Consider the following 14,495-nt stretch of genomic DNA (forward strand, 5'->3'; position numbering starts at 1 on the left):
TCAGTCTCCTTCCGCAAGAAACGCCTCGACCGCGTCGCTGCGAGGCATCGGGGCAACCGCACCGTACCCTTGGGTCGAAAGCGCAGCAGCGGCGTTGGAATAGCGTGCGGCCTGAAATGGGTCGTCGCCCGCAACAATACGAGACAGGAAAGCACCGTCAAATGTGTCGCCTGCGGCTGTGGCATCCACCGCTTGGACCCGGCGGCCTTTGACACGTTCGCGCTTGTCTGGTGTCGCAACCAGAGTCCCTTCGGCCCCCAGCGTCAGGGCGACAATTTTTGCACCGAGGTTTAGGTAGAAATCTGCGATGTCATCGGGATCGGACAGGCCAGTCAGTTGCTCGGCATCATCCAAACCAGGAAGGGCAATATCGCATTTTGACATTGCGGCGTGCGTCACAGCACGGGCGCGTTCGATCGGCCAGAGCTTCAGGCGCAGATTGGTGTCGTAGGACACGAGGCCTCCGCCGTCCTTTACAATCTCAATGGCCCGAAACACAGTATCGGCGGCAACATCCGAAATCGCCTGACTGATCCCCGAAACGTGCAGGATCTTGGCCGATTGCAACGCCGCCACCGGCAGATCGTATGGCTCCATCCGACTACTGGCCGAGCCTGCGCGGAAATAGCTAAACTCATGCCCGTTCACGCCATGCGTCACAAAATAGACCCCGGTATGAGCATCCGCGACCTGACGCACAGTCGAGGTGTCGATCCCCTCGGCCTTCCACAGGTCCATGAAGGAATTGCCGAACGTATCCGCGCCGACATGCGTCACGTAGCCAACGGACGCACCCTGCCGCGCGGCGGCGATTGCGCAGTTCGAGGTGTCACCGCCATGTCCTGGCAGGTAGTTCCCGTCAGGCTGCTGGTTGAACTCCAGCATCGGTTCGCCAAGGCACAAAATATCGGGGGTCATGGTCATCTCATCTTTGCAAAAAAGGGCCAGCCCCGGTGGGCTGACCAAGGGGTTTGGGAGGATTATTCGGCCGTATAGCTTTGGCCGACACCCGGAATCTTCCAGATACGGAAGTTCGGGATCTCGGGGTCTTCAAAATTCATGTCACCATCGACCCAGATATGCAGGTGGTTCGAGACCACATACATCTCGCCATTTGGACCCCAGGCCAGCGTATCCGGCCAATTCATTTCCGGGTGGTGGACAAAACGGCTGACCTGACGGGTGGATTCATCGAACTTCATGATCCCGTCCAGCGACAGCGCGGTCATGTAGATGTTGCCTTCGTTGTCCGCCGTCAACCCGTCGGTGTTGGAAGGCAGCACCGCAGCAACCTCAACCGCGTTTTCGATGACTGTCTCATTGGTCTCGAAGTCCCGCAGGATTTCGGTCGGCAGGCTATACAGGTGATTGCCCGTCAGGTTGGTCCAGTAGAGCGTTTCCTTGTCGCCTGACAACGCGATACCGTCGGCACCGGTGCGCATACCGCCATTCTTCAGTACCGGACGGTCGTCAATGTTGAAAAAGAAATTCGGCTCGTCATTGGTGAACCGGTGCTGGTCCAGAATGCGGCGCACCGAATTGGTTTTACTGTCATAAACAATCAAGCCACCATGCAGCGGGTCACAGAATATGCCGCTGTCGGCGATATAGGCAAAGCCGGTGTCGTTATCGACAGCCAGATCGTTCAGGAAAGAGCACTGGCGATCCGCCTCTTCCGCGGTGAAAACATAACGCTGAATTTCCTTGTTCTCTTTCAGATCCCACAGAACCAGCTTCGCGTCGCCATCCTTGAACGGAGGGCCTGCAACATGGCCCTGATCGAGAATCCACATCACGTCATTGCGGTCGATTTCAAAACCCAGCACGGCTTTCAGGCCATCGGGGTTCGACATGCTGTTCATGTCTTCAGACGGAAACGCCTCGAGTTCCCAAGTGTCGCCGTTCTTGACCAGCTTGGAGACGGTTGAGGGGATCTCGGCCCCACCCCAACGCGCGGTGGACACATAGATGTTGCCCTGGCTGTCGACCTTGGCGCCTTGAACCAACGCTTTGCCGTAAATCTCGCTCCCTTCCCAAGCGGATTTTGTCGCCGCGTCCTTGACGGCATAGGGCAGAGTGTTCCATTCCGCGACCACCTCGGGCCCGTTCGAGAGCGCCGGGGTAGCCAGGACGGCGGTAAGGGCCACCGTGTTGAGCATTCGTTTCAGCATGTATTCCTCCCTTGTTGTGTTCTGGTGTCCCGCAGGTTGTTGCGAGCAACCTGCGGGACGGTTTGTTGTTTTAGATACGGCCGTATTTCGCCAGACCTTCGCGCAGCGAGCCGCTTTCAATGATCAGACGCGCCTGTTCGGCTTCGCGCTCATCAATTTCGCGTGCCATGTCCAAGATCGCTTCGGCGTGTTCACGGGGGACCACAACCGCACCGTCGATATCTGCAACGATGATGTCGCCGGGGTGTACAATCACACCGCCCATGTCGACTTCTACATTCGAAGCCAGCGTACGAACGCGGCCCAGAGTGGTGCCCGGGTTAACGCAGCGGGAATAGACCGGGAAGTCATAGTCGCGCTTGATCTCGACCAGATCCCTCACGCCACCGTCCAGAACGGCACCTTCGTGTTTGTTGGCAACGGCTCCGGCGGTCATCAGACCACCCCACAGCGCCACATCGGTGGTGCCATTGGTCGAGATCACGATGACCGAACCGGCCTCGGATTCGTCGATTGCGTCAAGCGCGTGCTGCGGAGGCAGGAATTCATCGGTAGGGCCTTCCAGAATTGTTACGGCCGGGCCAACGATCTTCTTTTCATTGATGCGCGGCTTGATCGAGGCCGGCAGAAATCCGGTCTTGCCGGACACCTTGTCCACAGCATCCGCGACGGATGCGGTGGCCACGTCGCGAAACCCGGCGACGAGTTCTTGGGTGTTCATGAGAGTATCCTCTTACGTTGGGAAGATTGAAAAGATGCGGCCGTGAGAGCCGCGTTGATTTGTGCGCGAGCCAAGTCTATGTGACCGGCCTCGAGCGCCTGGGCGGGCAGCAGATTTCCACCCATGCCAACGCAAAGCGCACCGGCGTTCAGATAGGTTTGCGCAGTGTCAGGAGACACGCCACCAGTCGGCATCAGGGCGAGATTGGGAAACACGGATTTGACAGCCTTCAGGAAGCCGGGCCCTCCGGCAGCATCGGCCGGAAAAATCTTGATCACCGCAGCACCGTTTTCCGCATGATGGTGAACCTCGCCCGGTGTCATTGCTCCGGGCAGATAGGGCACTTTCGCAGCACCGGCTTCGCGCGCAGCAGCATCGCTCCAGCACGGAGAGACAACAAATTTGGCACCAGCGGCCAACACTGCGTCAGCCTGATCAGCGTCAAGAACCGTTCCGGCGCCGGTGTGAATTTCAGGATAGCGTTGGCACAGCTCAGCGATCAGAGCTGCGGCATCCGGAACCGTAGTGGTGATCTCCAACGCGCGGATTCCGGCCTCGGCCAGCAGGTCACAGGCCGTCAAAGCGATCTCGGGGTCGCTATGGCGGATCACCGGGACAATTTGCGCAGATCGCAAAGTGCTGACGAAATCTACCATTTGTTCACCCAGTGATCGGGTTGCTCGTGCTCAAGAACTCTCGCGACTTCACGCGCAGCGCAACGCTGCAGCACCGCAACCGAGCGTTCAGAGTACCAGGCAGCGTGGTCTGAGACGATGGTGTTGGGGCTATGCAAAAGGGGGTTGGTCGGATCGACCGGTTCCTGTTCGAACACGTCGATCCCTGCCCCGAAAATGCGGCCTTGGTGGAGGGCCTGAGCCAACGCGGCTTCGTCCACCAATCCGCCGCGCGACACGTTGATCACGATCGAGGTTGGCTTCATCTGTGCGATACGCTCAGCGTTCAGAATATGCCGTGTTTCGGGCGTGAGAGGAGCATGCAGACTGATGACGTCGGACGCCTTGCAGAGGTTGATCAAATCCACCTTTTGCACATCCGCCGCTTGGGCTGCGTCGTCGCTAAGGTAGGGGTCGAAAACCAGAACCGAAGCGAACCCCAGGGCCCGGAACTTCCGTGCAGCTTGCAGGCCGATCTTTCCGCAGCCAATCAGGCCAAGGGTGGCGTTTTCGCGACTGGGGATCAACGCCGCCTGCCCTACTCCCCATTGACCCTGCCGCACTTCGGCATCCCGGGACGGAATGCGCCGCTGCACGGCCAAATACAGTGCCAGCGCATGTTCGCTGACTTCGGTTTCCGCACCATAGTCTGGTACATTCGCAACATAGATGCCGCGCGATTGCGCGTAGTCCAAGTCGATATTGTCGACGCCCACCCCATAGCGGACGACGACTTTCAGGTTCGGGCAGGCATCGATCACAGCCGCATCCACAATGCGTTCCCGCACAAGGATGGCAACCGGATCGAGTGCCTGCAGGGCCGGGACCGCCTCCGTTTCCGGCCCGACCGGCGCGATCTGAACATCCTGCTCGGCCAACACCGAAGCCTCGGTGTCATAGGCGGCATAGCCGGGTTCAAGAATTGCGATGGTTTGGTGGGTCATGTGACGGTCCCTCGGCATGGGTTATTGCGCCTTGTAGGCTTCGACGGCGGCGTCGAGGCGATCGGGCCACTCCTCGCCGATCTCTCCCACGATGTATTCGCGCACGGCAGGCTGCGCGGCTTCGCGGAACAGGGCCTTCTGCTCGGGGCTGACGGGGACCACTTCCATGCCTTTTTCCGACAGGATCGCGGTCGCATTCGCGTCCTGAGCAGCGGTCATGCCACGGTGGATCGTTTTCGAGATCTCAACGCATTGCTCGACGGCTTTCTTCTCGTCAGCCGTCAGGCCTTCGAAGAACATGTCCGACATCAGATAGGCGTGCCAGCTGAACACGTGGCCATCGAGCGAGACGTATTTCTGGTGCTGGTAGAGCGACGCGTTGACGATATTCGTCACGCCGTTTTCCTGACCGTCCACGACACCCTGTTGCAGAGCGCCGGGCAGTTCCGGCCACGGAACGGGTGTTGCCGATGCGCCGAGGCTTTCGACCAGAGTCACCCAGACAGGCGCGGTCATCACGCGCATTTTCAGGCCTTCCATATCGGCAGGCTCGGCCACGGGCTTCACGTTGTTGGTGAAATTGCGCACCCCGTTGTCGGCCACGCCAAAGCTGCGGATGCCGGTTTTCGCCCGCATGTCTTCAGCCAGCGCGTCACCGAATTCACCGTCCATCACCGCCCAGGCCATCGCCTGATCGTCGAACAGATAGGGCATCGCCAAAACCGAGAAGGGTTTATAGACAGCCGAGATCGGGCCGTCATGGATCGCCGCCATCTGAACGGTGCCCAGCTGCAGCCCTTCCATGATCTCGGACCCGCCTCCCAGCTGCGATGCAGGGAAGATCTGAACATCAATCGAACCCGAGGTTTTGCCCTCGACGCAGGCCTCAAACGCCAGCGCTGCGGCGTGTTTGGGCGAGCTCAGGTCAGCGGCTTGAAAATGTGCGTATTTCAGCTCTTTAGCTGAGGCCGCACTGGCGGCGGTCATTGCAACAACGGCTGTTGCCGTCATCAGTTTCGACATGGTTTTCATGAGGTTCCTCCCTTTCATGTCAGTTCGCAAATCCAAAGAAGTTGGGGATGAAGGTGCTGACGCCCGGCACAAGAATGACCAGAAGCAGCACCACGAGTTCAGCCAGCAGCAGCGGCAGAACCGCTTTTGACAGGCGTTCGATTTTCAATTGTCCGACCGTGGCGATCACGAACAGCACCGGACCAACCGGAGGGGTGATCATCCCGATGGTCAGGTTCAGCACCAGCATCATCCCGAATTGCAGCGGGTCGATCCCGGCGGAATAGGCAATAGGACCGAGGATCGGCGTCAGAATGATCAGCGCGGGCAGCGTGTCGATGAAGAAGCCGCAGATCAGGGCAAAAGTCGCCAGAATGAACAGAATACCCAGACGGTTGTCGGTGATCTGGGTAATCAGCTTCGCCAGTTCCTGTGGGATTTGCAGGTAGGTCAGCAGCCAGGCAAAGATCGACGCCATCGCCACGATCAGGAAGACCGAGGACGTCACCACAGCAGCCCGCACAAAAGCGGCGTACAGGGCGCGGACCGTGAAGGCGCGCAGGATGAAACCAAGAAACAGAGCGTAGGCTGAGGCCACCGCACCCGCCTCGGTGGGAGTAAACACACCAAAAAGGATGCCGCCCAGAATGATTGCTGGCATGATCAGAGCCGGAATGGCCGACAGGGTTGCACCGCGCAATTCAACCATTGTGGCGCGATGTTCACGCCCGCGATAGCCGTTGCGAGTGGACACGATATGGTTCGCGATGGCCAGCGCAACGCCCAGCAGAACGCCAGGCACAATTCCGGCCAGAAACAGTCCCGCAACCGTCACTCCATTGGTTGAGATCGCAAAAATCACGGCCAGAATGGAGGGCGGGATGATCGGGCCGATGGTGGCCGTCGCAGCGGACAGGGCACCGGCGTAATTCTTCTCATACCCGGCCTCACGCATCATCCGCATGACGATGGCAGAAGGCCCTGCTGCATCCGCCAGAGCAGAGCCGCTGATCCCCGCGAACAGCATCGACACAAGGATGTTCACATGCCCCAGCCCGCCACGCACATGGCCAACCAGAGCGTTGGCAAAGCGCAACAAAGCGTTTGTTAGCCCGCAGGCCGTCATCAGTTCAGACGCGAGAATGAAGAACGGAACTGCCATCAGCGGGAAACTGTCGATCCCAGCGAACATGCGTTGGGTTGCGACCAGTGGGTTCAACGAACCGTCGATAAAAATCGCGGACAGGCCGGCGATCCCCATCGTGAAGGCTACGGGAACGCCCAGAAACAAAGTGGCAAAGAACAGGATGATCAGGGTTTTTGCCACGGCTCAGACCTCTGCCTCTTCGCTTTTGGCGCTGGGACCGTGTTCAAACTCTTGGCTTACGAAACGTTTTGCGAAAAAGGTTAACTGGATCAGGAACAACGCGCACCCGATCGGGATGGCGAGATAGGGGATGCCACGCGAAATGCCGGTGGACATGGTTTCCTTGTTCCAGCCGAATTCAACGAATTTGACGCCCAGCCACAGCATCGTCGCCATGAAGGCAAACATGACGAAGACGATGCCCCAGCGCAGCATTCGGGCCAGAGCTTCGGGCAGCAAATCCGGAATTGTGGTGATCGCGACCAAGCGTCCTTCGCGCAAGGCAAGACCGGCCCCGCAAAACGCGACGAGGATCATCAGATGTCTGGCGACCTCTTCAACCCAAGCCAGGGAGGTACCAAAACCGTACCGCCCCACCACATTGGCGAAGACGATTGCAAAGACCGTAGCCAGCGCCAAAGCCACCAGCGCCCGGTTCAACGCAACAATCCATGTTTCCACAGTTTGCAAAGACGCCCCTCCCAATGCCGTCTCCTCGTGAGAATCACGCTGGCATACAGTATGCCAATCTGTCAACGCTAACACATTGTATGCTAGAAACAGGCCTGCTACTGTCGCATTGAGGAGAGCGACATGAGCCCATTCAACAGACCGAAATCATTGACGGAATTGGTGACCGAAAACCTGCGCGAGCGGATTATCAAAGGCGAGTTCGAACTGGGTGAGCAACTGTCTGAAGCTCGAATCGCCAAAAATCTTGAGGTCAGCCGCACCCCGGTGCGTGAGGCAATCAATCGGCTTGAGATGGAAGGCCTGTTGGTCGTCGAACCGCAAAGAGGCTCATTCGTGTTCAACCTGGAGCCAGAGGAACTGGCAAAACTTTGCGATGCACGAGTCTGCCTTGAAACAACCGCTTTGACCTCGGCCATGCAGGCGAACCCGCAGGCGCTTCATGCCGCGCTTGAAAAATGCGTTGATCGGATGACAGCGGCCCGTGAGGCCGCGGATGATGCAGAATATCTTTATCTGGATACTCTATTTCACCAATGCCTTTTCGACTGTGCGGACAATCGGTTTCTGAACGATGCCTATCAGACGATTGCATTGAAAATGGCGGCGTTGCGCAGCCGGTTGGGGCATCACCCTGATCACATGGCTAAATCCTATCGGGAGCACATTGAGTTGCTTCAATGCGTCCGGGATGGTGACGTTCCACAAGCCTTGGATATACTGAAACTCCACATAGACAGGAAAGAAGGGTCTTATTGGAGCGATGCGACGCAGCCCAAGGGAACAGGTTCGGGATAGCGTCCGATGAATCGTTTGACCGGCTAGACCCAACCAGGCGAGAACCTCGGCGATGCCGGGTTCATTTGGCCAGTTGGTTCTCGTTCTAAAGCACGGGGCATTCTGGCCGGATGAACAGCGTCAGATATCCTCTAACCTTAAGCTCAACCCCGCGTGCTAGCATCACAGAGATCACGCCCCGCAGAGGTTGACACTTCATTGGCCAAAGCTTGATTCAGCAAGCCGAACAGGCGGTGCGAGGGGAAAGGACATGAATAGTTCGAAATGGGTTTTATCTGGCGTGACTCCAATCCCACGACATAGCATCGGATGCTGTGTTTGTTTGCGATTGGGTTCCGACCGCTAGACCTATTGGTTGAAACCGCTATCCGGCGTCCACAAGGCCTTCATCTAAAAATGGTTGCGCAACCGCAGGCCAGAACGGAAATTTTCGTTTGGTGAGCGCGAGGTCGCGGAACGCAGGCTGTGTTCCTCCGGGGCTGGCAACCTGCAGGATGTGGTCCGAAATCTGGCTGAACGGGCCGTAGAAATGGAACAGGGATTTCACCGCCACCGCTGATTTTTCGGCCAGCCGGATGCCGATCTGCTCGAAGGCTTCAGGATGGTAAACCTGAACACGCAGATCGTTGACCAACAAGTCGATTTCTCCATCCAGGCGGAGCCAGACCACGGTGCCCATGGGTTCAAGACCAGTGCCGAGATGCTGACCCAGGCCCATCTCGATATTCATAACCCTTGCAGTCAGGTCGATTGGATCCCCTGAAACCACACCGGTTTTTCCACCAAGCCGAAGCTTCAATCTGCTTCCAATACCCGCATCCTGACAAATACGCACTACTCCGGGATCCCAAAACAGACCGCTGGCAAAATTTGTCATTCCTCGCGCCAGCATGGCTTTCAGCAAGTGGGTGGCGTCGCCCGGAGCTCCGCCGCCGGAATTGTCACCCATGTCCGCCAGAACGCATAGACCGGACCGTGTACCAATGTGATCCAGTGCCTCGGAGATCGGTAGATACCGCGTGGTTACTTCGTTTCGCAATTCAACGAAGCGCCGCCCCAACTCCTCGGCCAGTTGTGCCCGGCCATCTGCTACTACCAACATCCGCGCGCCGACATCTTCGACATCTGCCCAGGGAAAACCGTGACTCAATGAAACCGACAACCTGCCAACCCAGAGTTTCGGCCTTATCGCGCCACAGATGAAGCGCCTCCGTCATAAGGTTTGGAGGCTCCTGGGTCGCCGTACCATGTCGCAGGAAATAGTCCTCAAAACCCGACATCGCAATCGGCATCGTGCAAAACGTGTTCGTTTCTGTCGAAAGTGCCGCAATGAAAAGTTTCATAAATTCTTTGTTCCCAACACGTCAGAGGACGAGAGTTCGACGTTCAGCGACTCCAACCCAGCCTGTTTGAGATAGTATTTTGCCTTTTCCGGATTAAAAACCTTTTGTTCAAGCTCAGCATTGAAATACTTCTGACCGGACCCGATTGGATGATCATTGCCGACCTCGTCTTGATCTACTCAGAATCGCTGTGTGACATCCGTATCGGACAAAAAACCGCCAAAAAGACCACAGCATTTGGGAAATGCACGCCCTAAAATGAAATTGGCGCTGTATACTGCTCTCTGTCTTGGATCGTCCGTCAACAGGCTATCGATCAGATAGACTTACAGACTACAGAGTTTGCGACAGAGCCATTTGCAACGTCACCTGACGGACCAAAGCAGAATAACCCTATGGAACTCAATGCTCATTATTTCAGCTTTATGCGCACATCTATGATTTCGTTTTCCTCTCTCTGCCAGCCTCTTGCACTGAAAGATTCCTGAACCATTATCTATTCAAATTGCTCACAAAGTTGGTTCACCAAGGCTTCCGCATCCGCCAGCGCCAGTTCACGCCCCTTGATTTTTAGCCGCAATTCACCGGATGCGACTTCTGCCAATACCTCTCCTCCACCTTTCAACGGTTTCTTTGGGAGGCGTAGAACTTCTGTCGGGCGACCACCTCGGCTTTTGCTCTGAGACGCATCCGACGAGTCACTCATTGCTTTTTCAAGGATACCCCATTCGGCCTTAGCATCCAGTGGACCTACTCCTGCCAAAGCGTCGCGAAGTACCGCTTGCGCCCCACTTCGAATGGCCGATGCCAGCTTTAGGCCCGCCTTCTCTGACAAGGCGACCGGGTGCTGGAGAAGATCGCCCAGGCTTTCATGGACCATTGCAAAGCTTCGGACCTTTGAACGCTTTGCTTTTGACGCAGCGGCGAACAGCACATCAACAGCCGCTTCAGTCGACGGGAAAACCCCCTGCCCTGCCGCCAGAACGGCTATGCGTCCTCTCTCATATGGTGTGAGATTGGCGCGAAGCTCGTTCTCTTCGACCATGGAGACATAGGCGCCCTGCCCCGTCCCCGCGTTGCGAACAAAAGCTGGGATTTCGGCGAACCGAGGATCCGTGCTCGCCAGCCGTCGGAACGCTTCAAGCCGCCGAAATCCGGAAATCAGACCGAAGCCATCCCCTTCGGGAGTGACTTCGATCGGTGTTCTCAGCCCATTGACGCGAAGGGATTCCAGGAGCTCTGCCATGGCTTCTTCATCTTCGACCATGCGGTCACGTCGAATGAAATCTGCGTCGATCTGGTCAAGTGGCAGCATCTGGGCCACCAACCCGGCCTCTTGTGCATCCCGCCACCGTGCAGCATCGCCCTGGTCCTGAGCCAGCGCAACACGGTCTGTAACAGCTGCCATTCCCCCAAGCGATGCTGCCTCGGCCGCGACTTGGGCGATAGGCGGCGGGGCGGATTTGGTCTCAAACGGGCTGACGGAGGGTTTCGCCGCGAAACCGGCCTCCAGTTGTTCAAGCGCCTCTGTATCCGGTGCAATCAGTCTTCTGCGTTTAGCCATCTGCCTGTCCTCCCATCTGCGCATCGCGCCACCAGCATCCGATCAGAACCTCTTTGAATTCGGCATAAGTTCTGTCGAAAGTCTCACGTCCGCGCACATATGTCTCACGGTTGAAATCGCGATAATCCGCTTCGTATATGCCGTTCACTTGTTCGCCCGCCTGCCCAACCAGCGCCGTGTAGTCCTGCCTGTAGGCATTCATGAAATCCCCGAAATACGCCTGAATGACATTGGCCATATCGGTCTGCTGGCTCGCGTCAAACCGCGTGATGATCGCGCGTACTACATCCCATTCGAACTTCAGTTCCGGTAAACCCGCCGCACGTTGCGCTGCGTTCTCACCATCTTCGATGCTGGCGAATGTCGTATAGAGCATATCGAAGAAACGACCGGTGGAATCGAATTCAAGGAACGAAGCCCCAAGCGGCACCAACAAAATGTCCGCCGCAGCCAGCGCATTGATCGTTAGGTACCCAAGAGCAGGAGGCGTATCGAGGAAAACAACGTCGTAGTCATTCAACACCCCTTCATCCTGAAGGAAGTTTGTCAGACCGTCCCATAAGGGCCAGCTTCTCAGGCCCATACGCCAGACGGGGATCTGGAACTCGGCCCAATATAGGTTCAGCTGCGCGCCGATCAGGTCGATATTGGGCCAGTGCGTTTTTTGGATAACGTCCTGAGGTGTGGTTTTCAAAGCCTCCTGCAGAGTTTCATCCAGAGGAATTTCGGGTTGCGCCGCAGCCGATCGGACGCGATTTTCCTCCTGCACCGCGCGCGCATAGTCTTTAGCGACCAGAGGGAAGACAGTTTGCCACTCATCAGCAACCTGGCCTCCGAGTATGGACGTCATCGAACCTTGGCTATCCAGGTCGATAACCAACACCTTATACCCATCCAAGGCTGCGGACATCGCCAGATGCGCGGCAGTGGACGTTTTGCCAACACCTCCCTTGAAATTGGCCACGGCCACGACCTTGGCCGGCAGGCCTTCGGGTCGGTAGGGCAGGTATTCCTTCGTGCTTACACCTTCCGCCGCAAAGTGCTTGCGCAGCGTTAGTACATCTTCAAGGGTGAACCACTTAGAGCCCGCCTCACCTTCGCCTTGTGGCAAATCTGGGTTCGCTTTTAAAACACGCCGCAGATGAGCCGGAGCAACCGGAATCAGATATTTTGTGATTTCCCAAATTGAAAATCGGCGCAGTCGCTTTTCACCATCCGGCGCATAGCCTCTACGGGCAAGGTCTTCGCGTCCTTTTGCACAGAAAGCCGCTGCTTTTGCGAATCGAGATGTCCCGATAGGATTAGGCAACTTCGTCGCTGCGATTTCCGGATCGAGGTTCAGATATGGGGGCAGGGGAGGTTGGTTGGTTTTACTCACTGTCGATGCCTCAGAAAATGTTCGTCTTTGCGACGTATATCGGGAAATGTAGCGAACATTGTTGGAGATGACTATCCTCTTCCGGTGTTTTTTCCACAGTTGATTGCAGTAAGAGGCGGTTTCGTGACGAAACTAAACATAATGAAAGGAAATCAGCACAAAAAACGTTTTATTTTTTTAGATGTTTTAGAACCTTTAGCGTAGAAGAACGTAATAAAAACAATGTAATAGATATACTTGAGTATCCAAATACGGTTCCAAAAGAACCATTTTACGGGATCATGGGTATCCGTTTACAGGACACCAGGCACCCAAGATCAGGAAGTAGGGGACTGATTCTCGGGATACTGAAAATCTCCGGAAAACAGACACTATTTCTAAGTGATTTCTCGCTGAGGACCGGGGGCGAAGTCGGGAACGGACTCGGATTGATTCAATTTCTGTGGATAACTTGCGTGCGTGATTCTTAAGGTACCTGAATACGGGATTGCCTTCATCCTGTGTTTGGGTACCCAAAAACTATTGAAGCAAAGGTACCTTTTGTGTCAGGGTTTTTGCAAAATGAGCAGCCAGGCAGAATCATGCCGGATACACAATTGAACATGGATCAGCTTTCGGGCGCATTGCGTCGAGAGACTGTTAAGAAGAATGTCGCAGCGATACACATCAGCGGCAAACTTTCTCTGCTGCAGAGAAAGCTTTCGAATGTTTTGTTGATGAACGCCTATGATGCACTGACGACCGCGCAGACCCACACGATTGATGCGCGGACGCTTGCTATGATGGTCGGGTACAATTCAAACGACTTCGACACTCTGCGATCCAGTCTGCGGGCATTGGCGGAAACAGTCGCGGAATGGGACATGCTGGATGAGCAGGGGCGCCAGGAATGGGGCGTCTCATCCCTGCTGAGTTTTGCCAAACTGAAGGGGGGGGTTTGCGAGTATTCATACTCACCCGCGCTGGCGCAAAAACTTTACGATCCGAAGATCTATGCGCTGATCAACGTGCAGATACAGCGAAATTTCAGTTCCGGGCATGGGCTTGCTTTGTATGAAAACTGCTACCGATTTGTGCGGACGGGCTCGACAGGTTGGTGGCCCCTGGACGTATTCCGTAAACTGATGGGTGTTGATGGCAGTGACTATTACGCCAGTTTCAAACACCTCAACGCGAAGATCATCAAGCCAGCAGTCACGGAGGTGAACAAAAGCTCGGACATTTTGATCGAGCCTGAATTCCAAAAGAAAGGTCGAACCGTCACTGACATTCGTTTTCTGATCAAAGGTAATCCGCAAAAGGCGATGTTTGAGATCGACGATAGTGATGGGGTGCGCAATCTCGCCGTGTACAAAACTCTGAGGAAGCAGGGTGTGTCAGATCGCTTGGCGCGGCAATGGATCGCGGAGCACGGCGAAGACTATGTCCAGAAGAAGCTCGATTACGTAAAAGGGCAGGGCGGCGTAAAATCGACTGTCGGGTACTTGTCGGCTGCTCTGCGAGATGACTACGAAGATCCGAAGGAAATTCCAAAACCCGAGTCTAGTCCCGAAGCCATCGAGGCCGCGCGTAAGCGGGTCGCGAAAAAAGCGTCGGAAGAAAAGGCATATGCTGCCCGAACAGCCGAAAGGCAGGCAAGGGCACGCAAGCTTGCTATCGTAGAAGACCTGGTTTCGCGGCGAAACCCTACACAGCGAGATGCAGACAAGCGGCTGTTCTTAGCTGGTTTGGACAATGATCTAGATCGAGAGCATTTTCGATCTCATGGCTGGCGCTCGGGCTTGAACGCCAAAGCTATTTTCGAGTTTTGGGAAGATCTGGAGCCAGAAGCCTTCGCCGTTTGATCTCTAGCAAGCAGCGAAAAACGGATGACCCTCCGAATGTAATCAAAATCTTCCGATAACGCACATTATGAGTTCGAATTGCAATTTTTTCAAGCTGGGCGCTTAGCCCCGCGTCCGCCGGTTGAATGATAATGTGTGCTTTGAACGATGGCCTGATTCCATAAAAGAACACAGCCTTCCGCTGATCGTTTCCCTTACCTTTATTAAACA

The 14,495-nt window shown here is 55.9% G+C and carries 13 protein-coding genes and 1 pseudogene; 2 read left to right on the top strand and 12 right to left on the bottom strand.

Going from position 1 to position 14,495, the window contains the following annotated elements; all coding sequences use genetic code 11:
- From ACR0B5_RS14780 to ACR0B5_RS14815, 8 genes are all read right to left on the bottom strand, one after another.
- On the bottom strand, positions 1–918 hold the full coding sequence (locus ACR0B5_RS14780; RefSeq protein ID WP_480541387.1) for a sugar kinase: 918 nt from the start codon (positions 916–918) through the stop codon (positions 1–3).
- Positions 919–980: 62 nt separating this feature from the next.
- Complete coding sequence (locus tag ACR0B5_RS14785) at positions 981–2,171, bottom strand: L-dopachrome tautomerase-related protein (protein WP_480541389.1); 1,191 nt, start codon at positions 2,169–2,171, stop codon at positions 981–983.
- Between the two features lie 70 nt (positions 2,172–2,241).
- Complete coding sequence (locus ACR0B5_RS14790; protein WP_425085520.1) at positions 2,242–2,892, bottom strand: RraA family protein; 651 nt, start codon at positions 2,890–2,892, stop codon at positions 2,242–2,244.
- A complete protein-coding gene (locus ACR0B5_RS14795; protein ID WP_480541391.1) occupies positions 2,889–3,548 on the bottom strand; it encodes a bifunctional 4-hydroxy-2-oxoglutarate aldolase/2-dehydro-3-deoxy-phosphogluconate aldolase in 660 nt (219 codons plus the stop codon). The genes ACR0B5_RS14790 and ACR0B5_RS14795 overlap by 4 nt, the downstream gene beginning before the upstream one ends.
- On the bottom strand, positions 3,542–4,510 hold the full coding sequence (locus tag ACR0B5_RS14800; protein WP_170474905.1) for a C-terminal binding protein: 969 nt from the start codon (positions 4,508–4,510) through the stop codon (positions 3,542–3,544). The genes ACR0B5_RS14795 and ACR0B5_RS14800 overlap by 7 nt, the downstream gene beginning before the upstream one ends.
- A 21-nt stretch (positions 4,511–4,531) precedes the next feature.
- Positions 4,532–5,542, bottom strand: coding sequence for a DctP family TRAP transporter solute-binding subunit (locus tag ACR0B5_RS14805; protein WP_480541393.1), 1,011 nt, complete (start codon positions 5,540–5,542; stop codon positions 4,532–4,534).
- Positions 5,543–5,561: 19 nt separating this feature from the next.
- Positions 5,562–6,848, bottom strand: a complete 1,287-nt coding sequence (locus tag ACR0B5_RS14810) for a TRAP transporter large permease (RefSeq protein WP_480541395.1) — start codon at positions 6,846–6,848, stop codon at positions 5,562–5,564.
- A gap of 3 nt (positions 6,849–6,851) precedes the next feature.
- Positions 6,852–7,349 (bottom strand): TRAP transporter small permease, encoded by a 498-nt coding sequence (locus ACR0B5_RS14815; RefSeq protein ID WP_480541581.1) that lies wholly within the window; start codon positions 7,347–7,349, stop codon positions 6,852–6,854.
- 132 nt (positions 7,350–7,481) lie between these two features.
- Here ACR0B5_RS14815 and ACR0B5_RS14820 point away from each other — a divergent pair, with 132 nt between their 5' ends.
- Positions 7,482–8,156, top strand: a complete 675-nt coding sequence (locus ACR0B5_RS14820) for a GntR family transcriptional regulator (protein WP_480541397.1) — start codon at positions 7,482–7,484, stop codon at positions 8,154–8,156.
- A 364-nt stretch (positions 8,157–8,520) separates the two neighbouring features.
- On the opposite strand, the gene ACR0B5_RS14825 is transcribed toward ACR0B5_RS14820, so the two are convergent.
- From ACR0B5_RS14825 to ACR0B5_RS14840, 4 genes and pseudogenes are all read right to left on the bottom strand, one after another.
- Positions 8,521–9,105 carry an MlrC C-terminal domain-containing protein gene (locus ACR0B5_RS14825; RefSeq protein ID WP_480541583.1) on the bottom strand — a complete coding sequence of 195 codons (585 nt, stop codon included), beginning with the start codon at positions 9,103–9,105 and terminating at the stop codon, positions 8,521–8,523.
- 48 nt (positions 9,106–9,153) lie between these two features.
- A pseudogene (locus tag ACR0B5_RS14830) lies at positions 9,154–9,318 on the bottom strand (M81 family metallopeptidase); the annotation flags it as partial.
- Between the two features lie 677 nt (positions 9,319–9,995).
- A complete protein-coding gene (locus ACR0B5_RS14835) occupies positions 9,996–11,063 on the bottom strand; it encodes a ParB/RepB/Spo0J family partition protein (protein ID WP_480541399.1) in 1,068 nt (355 codons plus the stop codon).
- On the bottom strand, positions 11,056–12,441 hold the full coding sequence (locus ACR0B5_RS14840) for an AAA family ATPase (RefSeq protein WP_170380699.1): 1,386 nt from the start codon (positions 12,439–12,441) through the stop codon (positions 11,056–11,058). Before ACR0B5_RS14840 ends, ACR0B5_RS14835 begins: the two co-directional genes overlap by 8 nt.
- Before the next feature lie 581 nt (positions 12,442–13,022).
- Here ACR0B5_RS14840 and ACR0B5_RS14845 point away from each other — a divergent pair.
- The gene (locus ACR0B5_RS14845) at positions 13,023–14,285 is read left to right on the top strand and encodes a replication initiation protein (protein ID WP_480541585.1); all 1,263 of its coding nucleotides are present in this window, start codon (positions 13,023–13,025) and stop codon (positions 14,283–14,285) included.
- Positions 14,286–14,495: the final 210 nt, after the last annotated feature.

Source organism: Ruegeria sp. AG1 (assembly GCF_056541705.1).

Bases quoted from the DNA above. Each gene is read 5' to 3' on its own strand.
- ACR0B5_RS14800 (WP_170474905.1), bottom strand. From the start codon at position 4,510: ATGACCCACCAAACCATCGCAATTCTTGAACCCGGCTATGCCGCCTAT.
- ACR0B5_RS14820 (WP_480541397.1), top strand. From the start codon at position 7,482: ATGAGCCCATTCAACAGACCGAAATCATTGACGGAATTGGTGACCGAA.
- ACR0B5_RS14785 (WP_480541389.1), bottom strand. From the start codon at position 2,171: ATGCTGAAACGAATGCTCAACACGGTGGCCCTTACCGCCGTCCTGGCT.
- ACR0B5_RS14795 (WP_480541391.1), bottom strand. From the start codon at position 3,548: ATGGTAGATTTCGTCAGCACTTTGCGATCTGCGCAAATTGTCCCGGTG.
- ACR0B5_RS14780 (WP_480541387.1), bottom strand. From the start codon at position 918: ATGACCCCCGATATTTTGTGCCTTGGCGAACCGATGCTGGAGTTCAAC.
- ACR0B5_RS14845 (WP_480541585.1), top strand. From the start codon at position 13,023: ATGCCGGATACACAATTGAACATGGATCAGCTTTCGGGCGCATTGCGT.
- ACR0B5_RS14825 (WP_480541583.1), bottom strand. From the start codon at position 9,105: ATGGGTGACAATTCCGGCGGCGGAGCTCCGGGCGACGCCACCCACTTG.
- ACR0B5_RS14835 (WP_480541399.1), bottom strand. From the start codon at position 11,063: ATGGCTAAACGCAGAAGACTGATTGCACCGGATACAGAGGCGCTTGAA.
- ACR0B5_RS14790 (WP_425085520.1), bottom strand. From the start codon at position 2,892: ATGAACACCCAAGAACTCGTCGCCGGGTTTCGCGACGTGGCCACCGCA.
- ACR0B5_RS14805 (WP_480541393.1), bottom strand. From the start codon at position 5,542: ATGAAAACCATGTCGAAACTGATGACGGCAACAGCCGTTGTTGCAATG.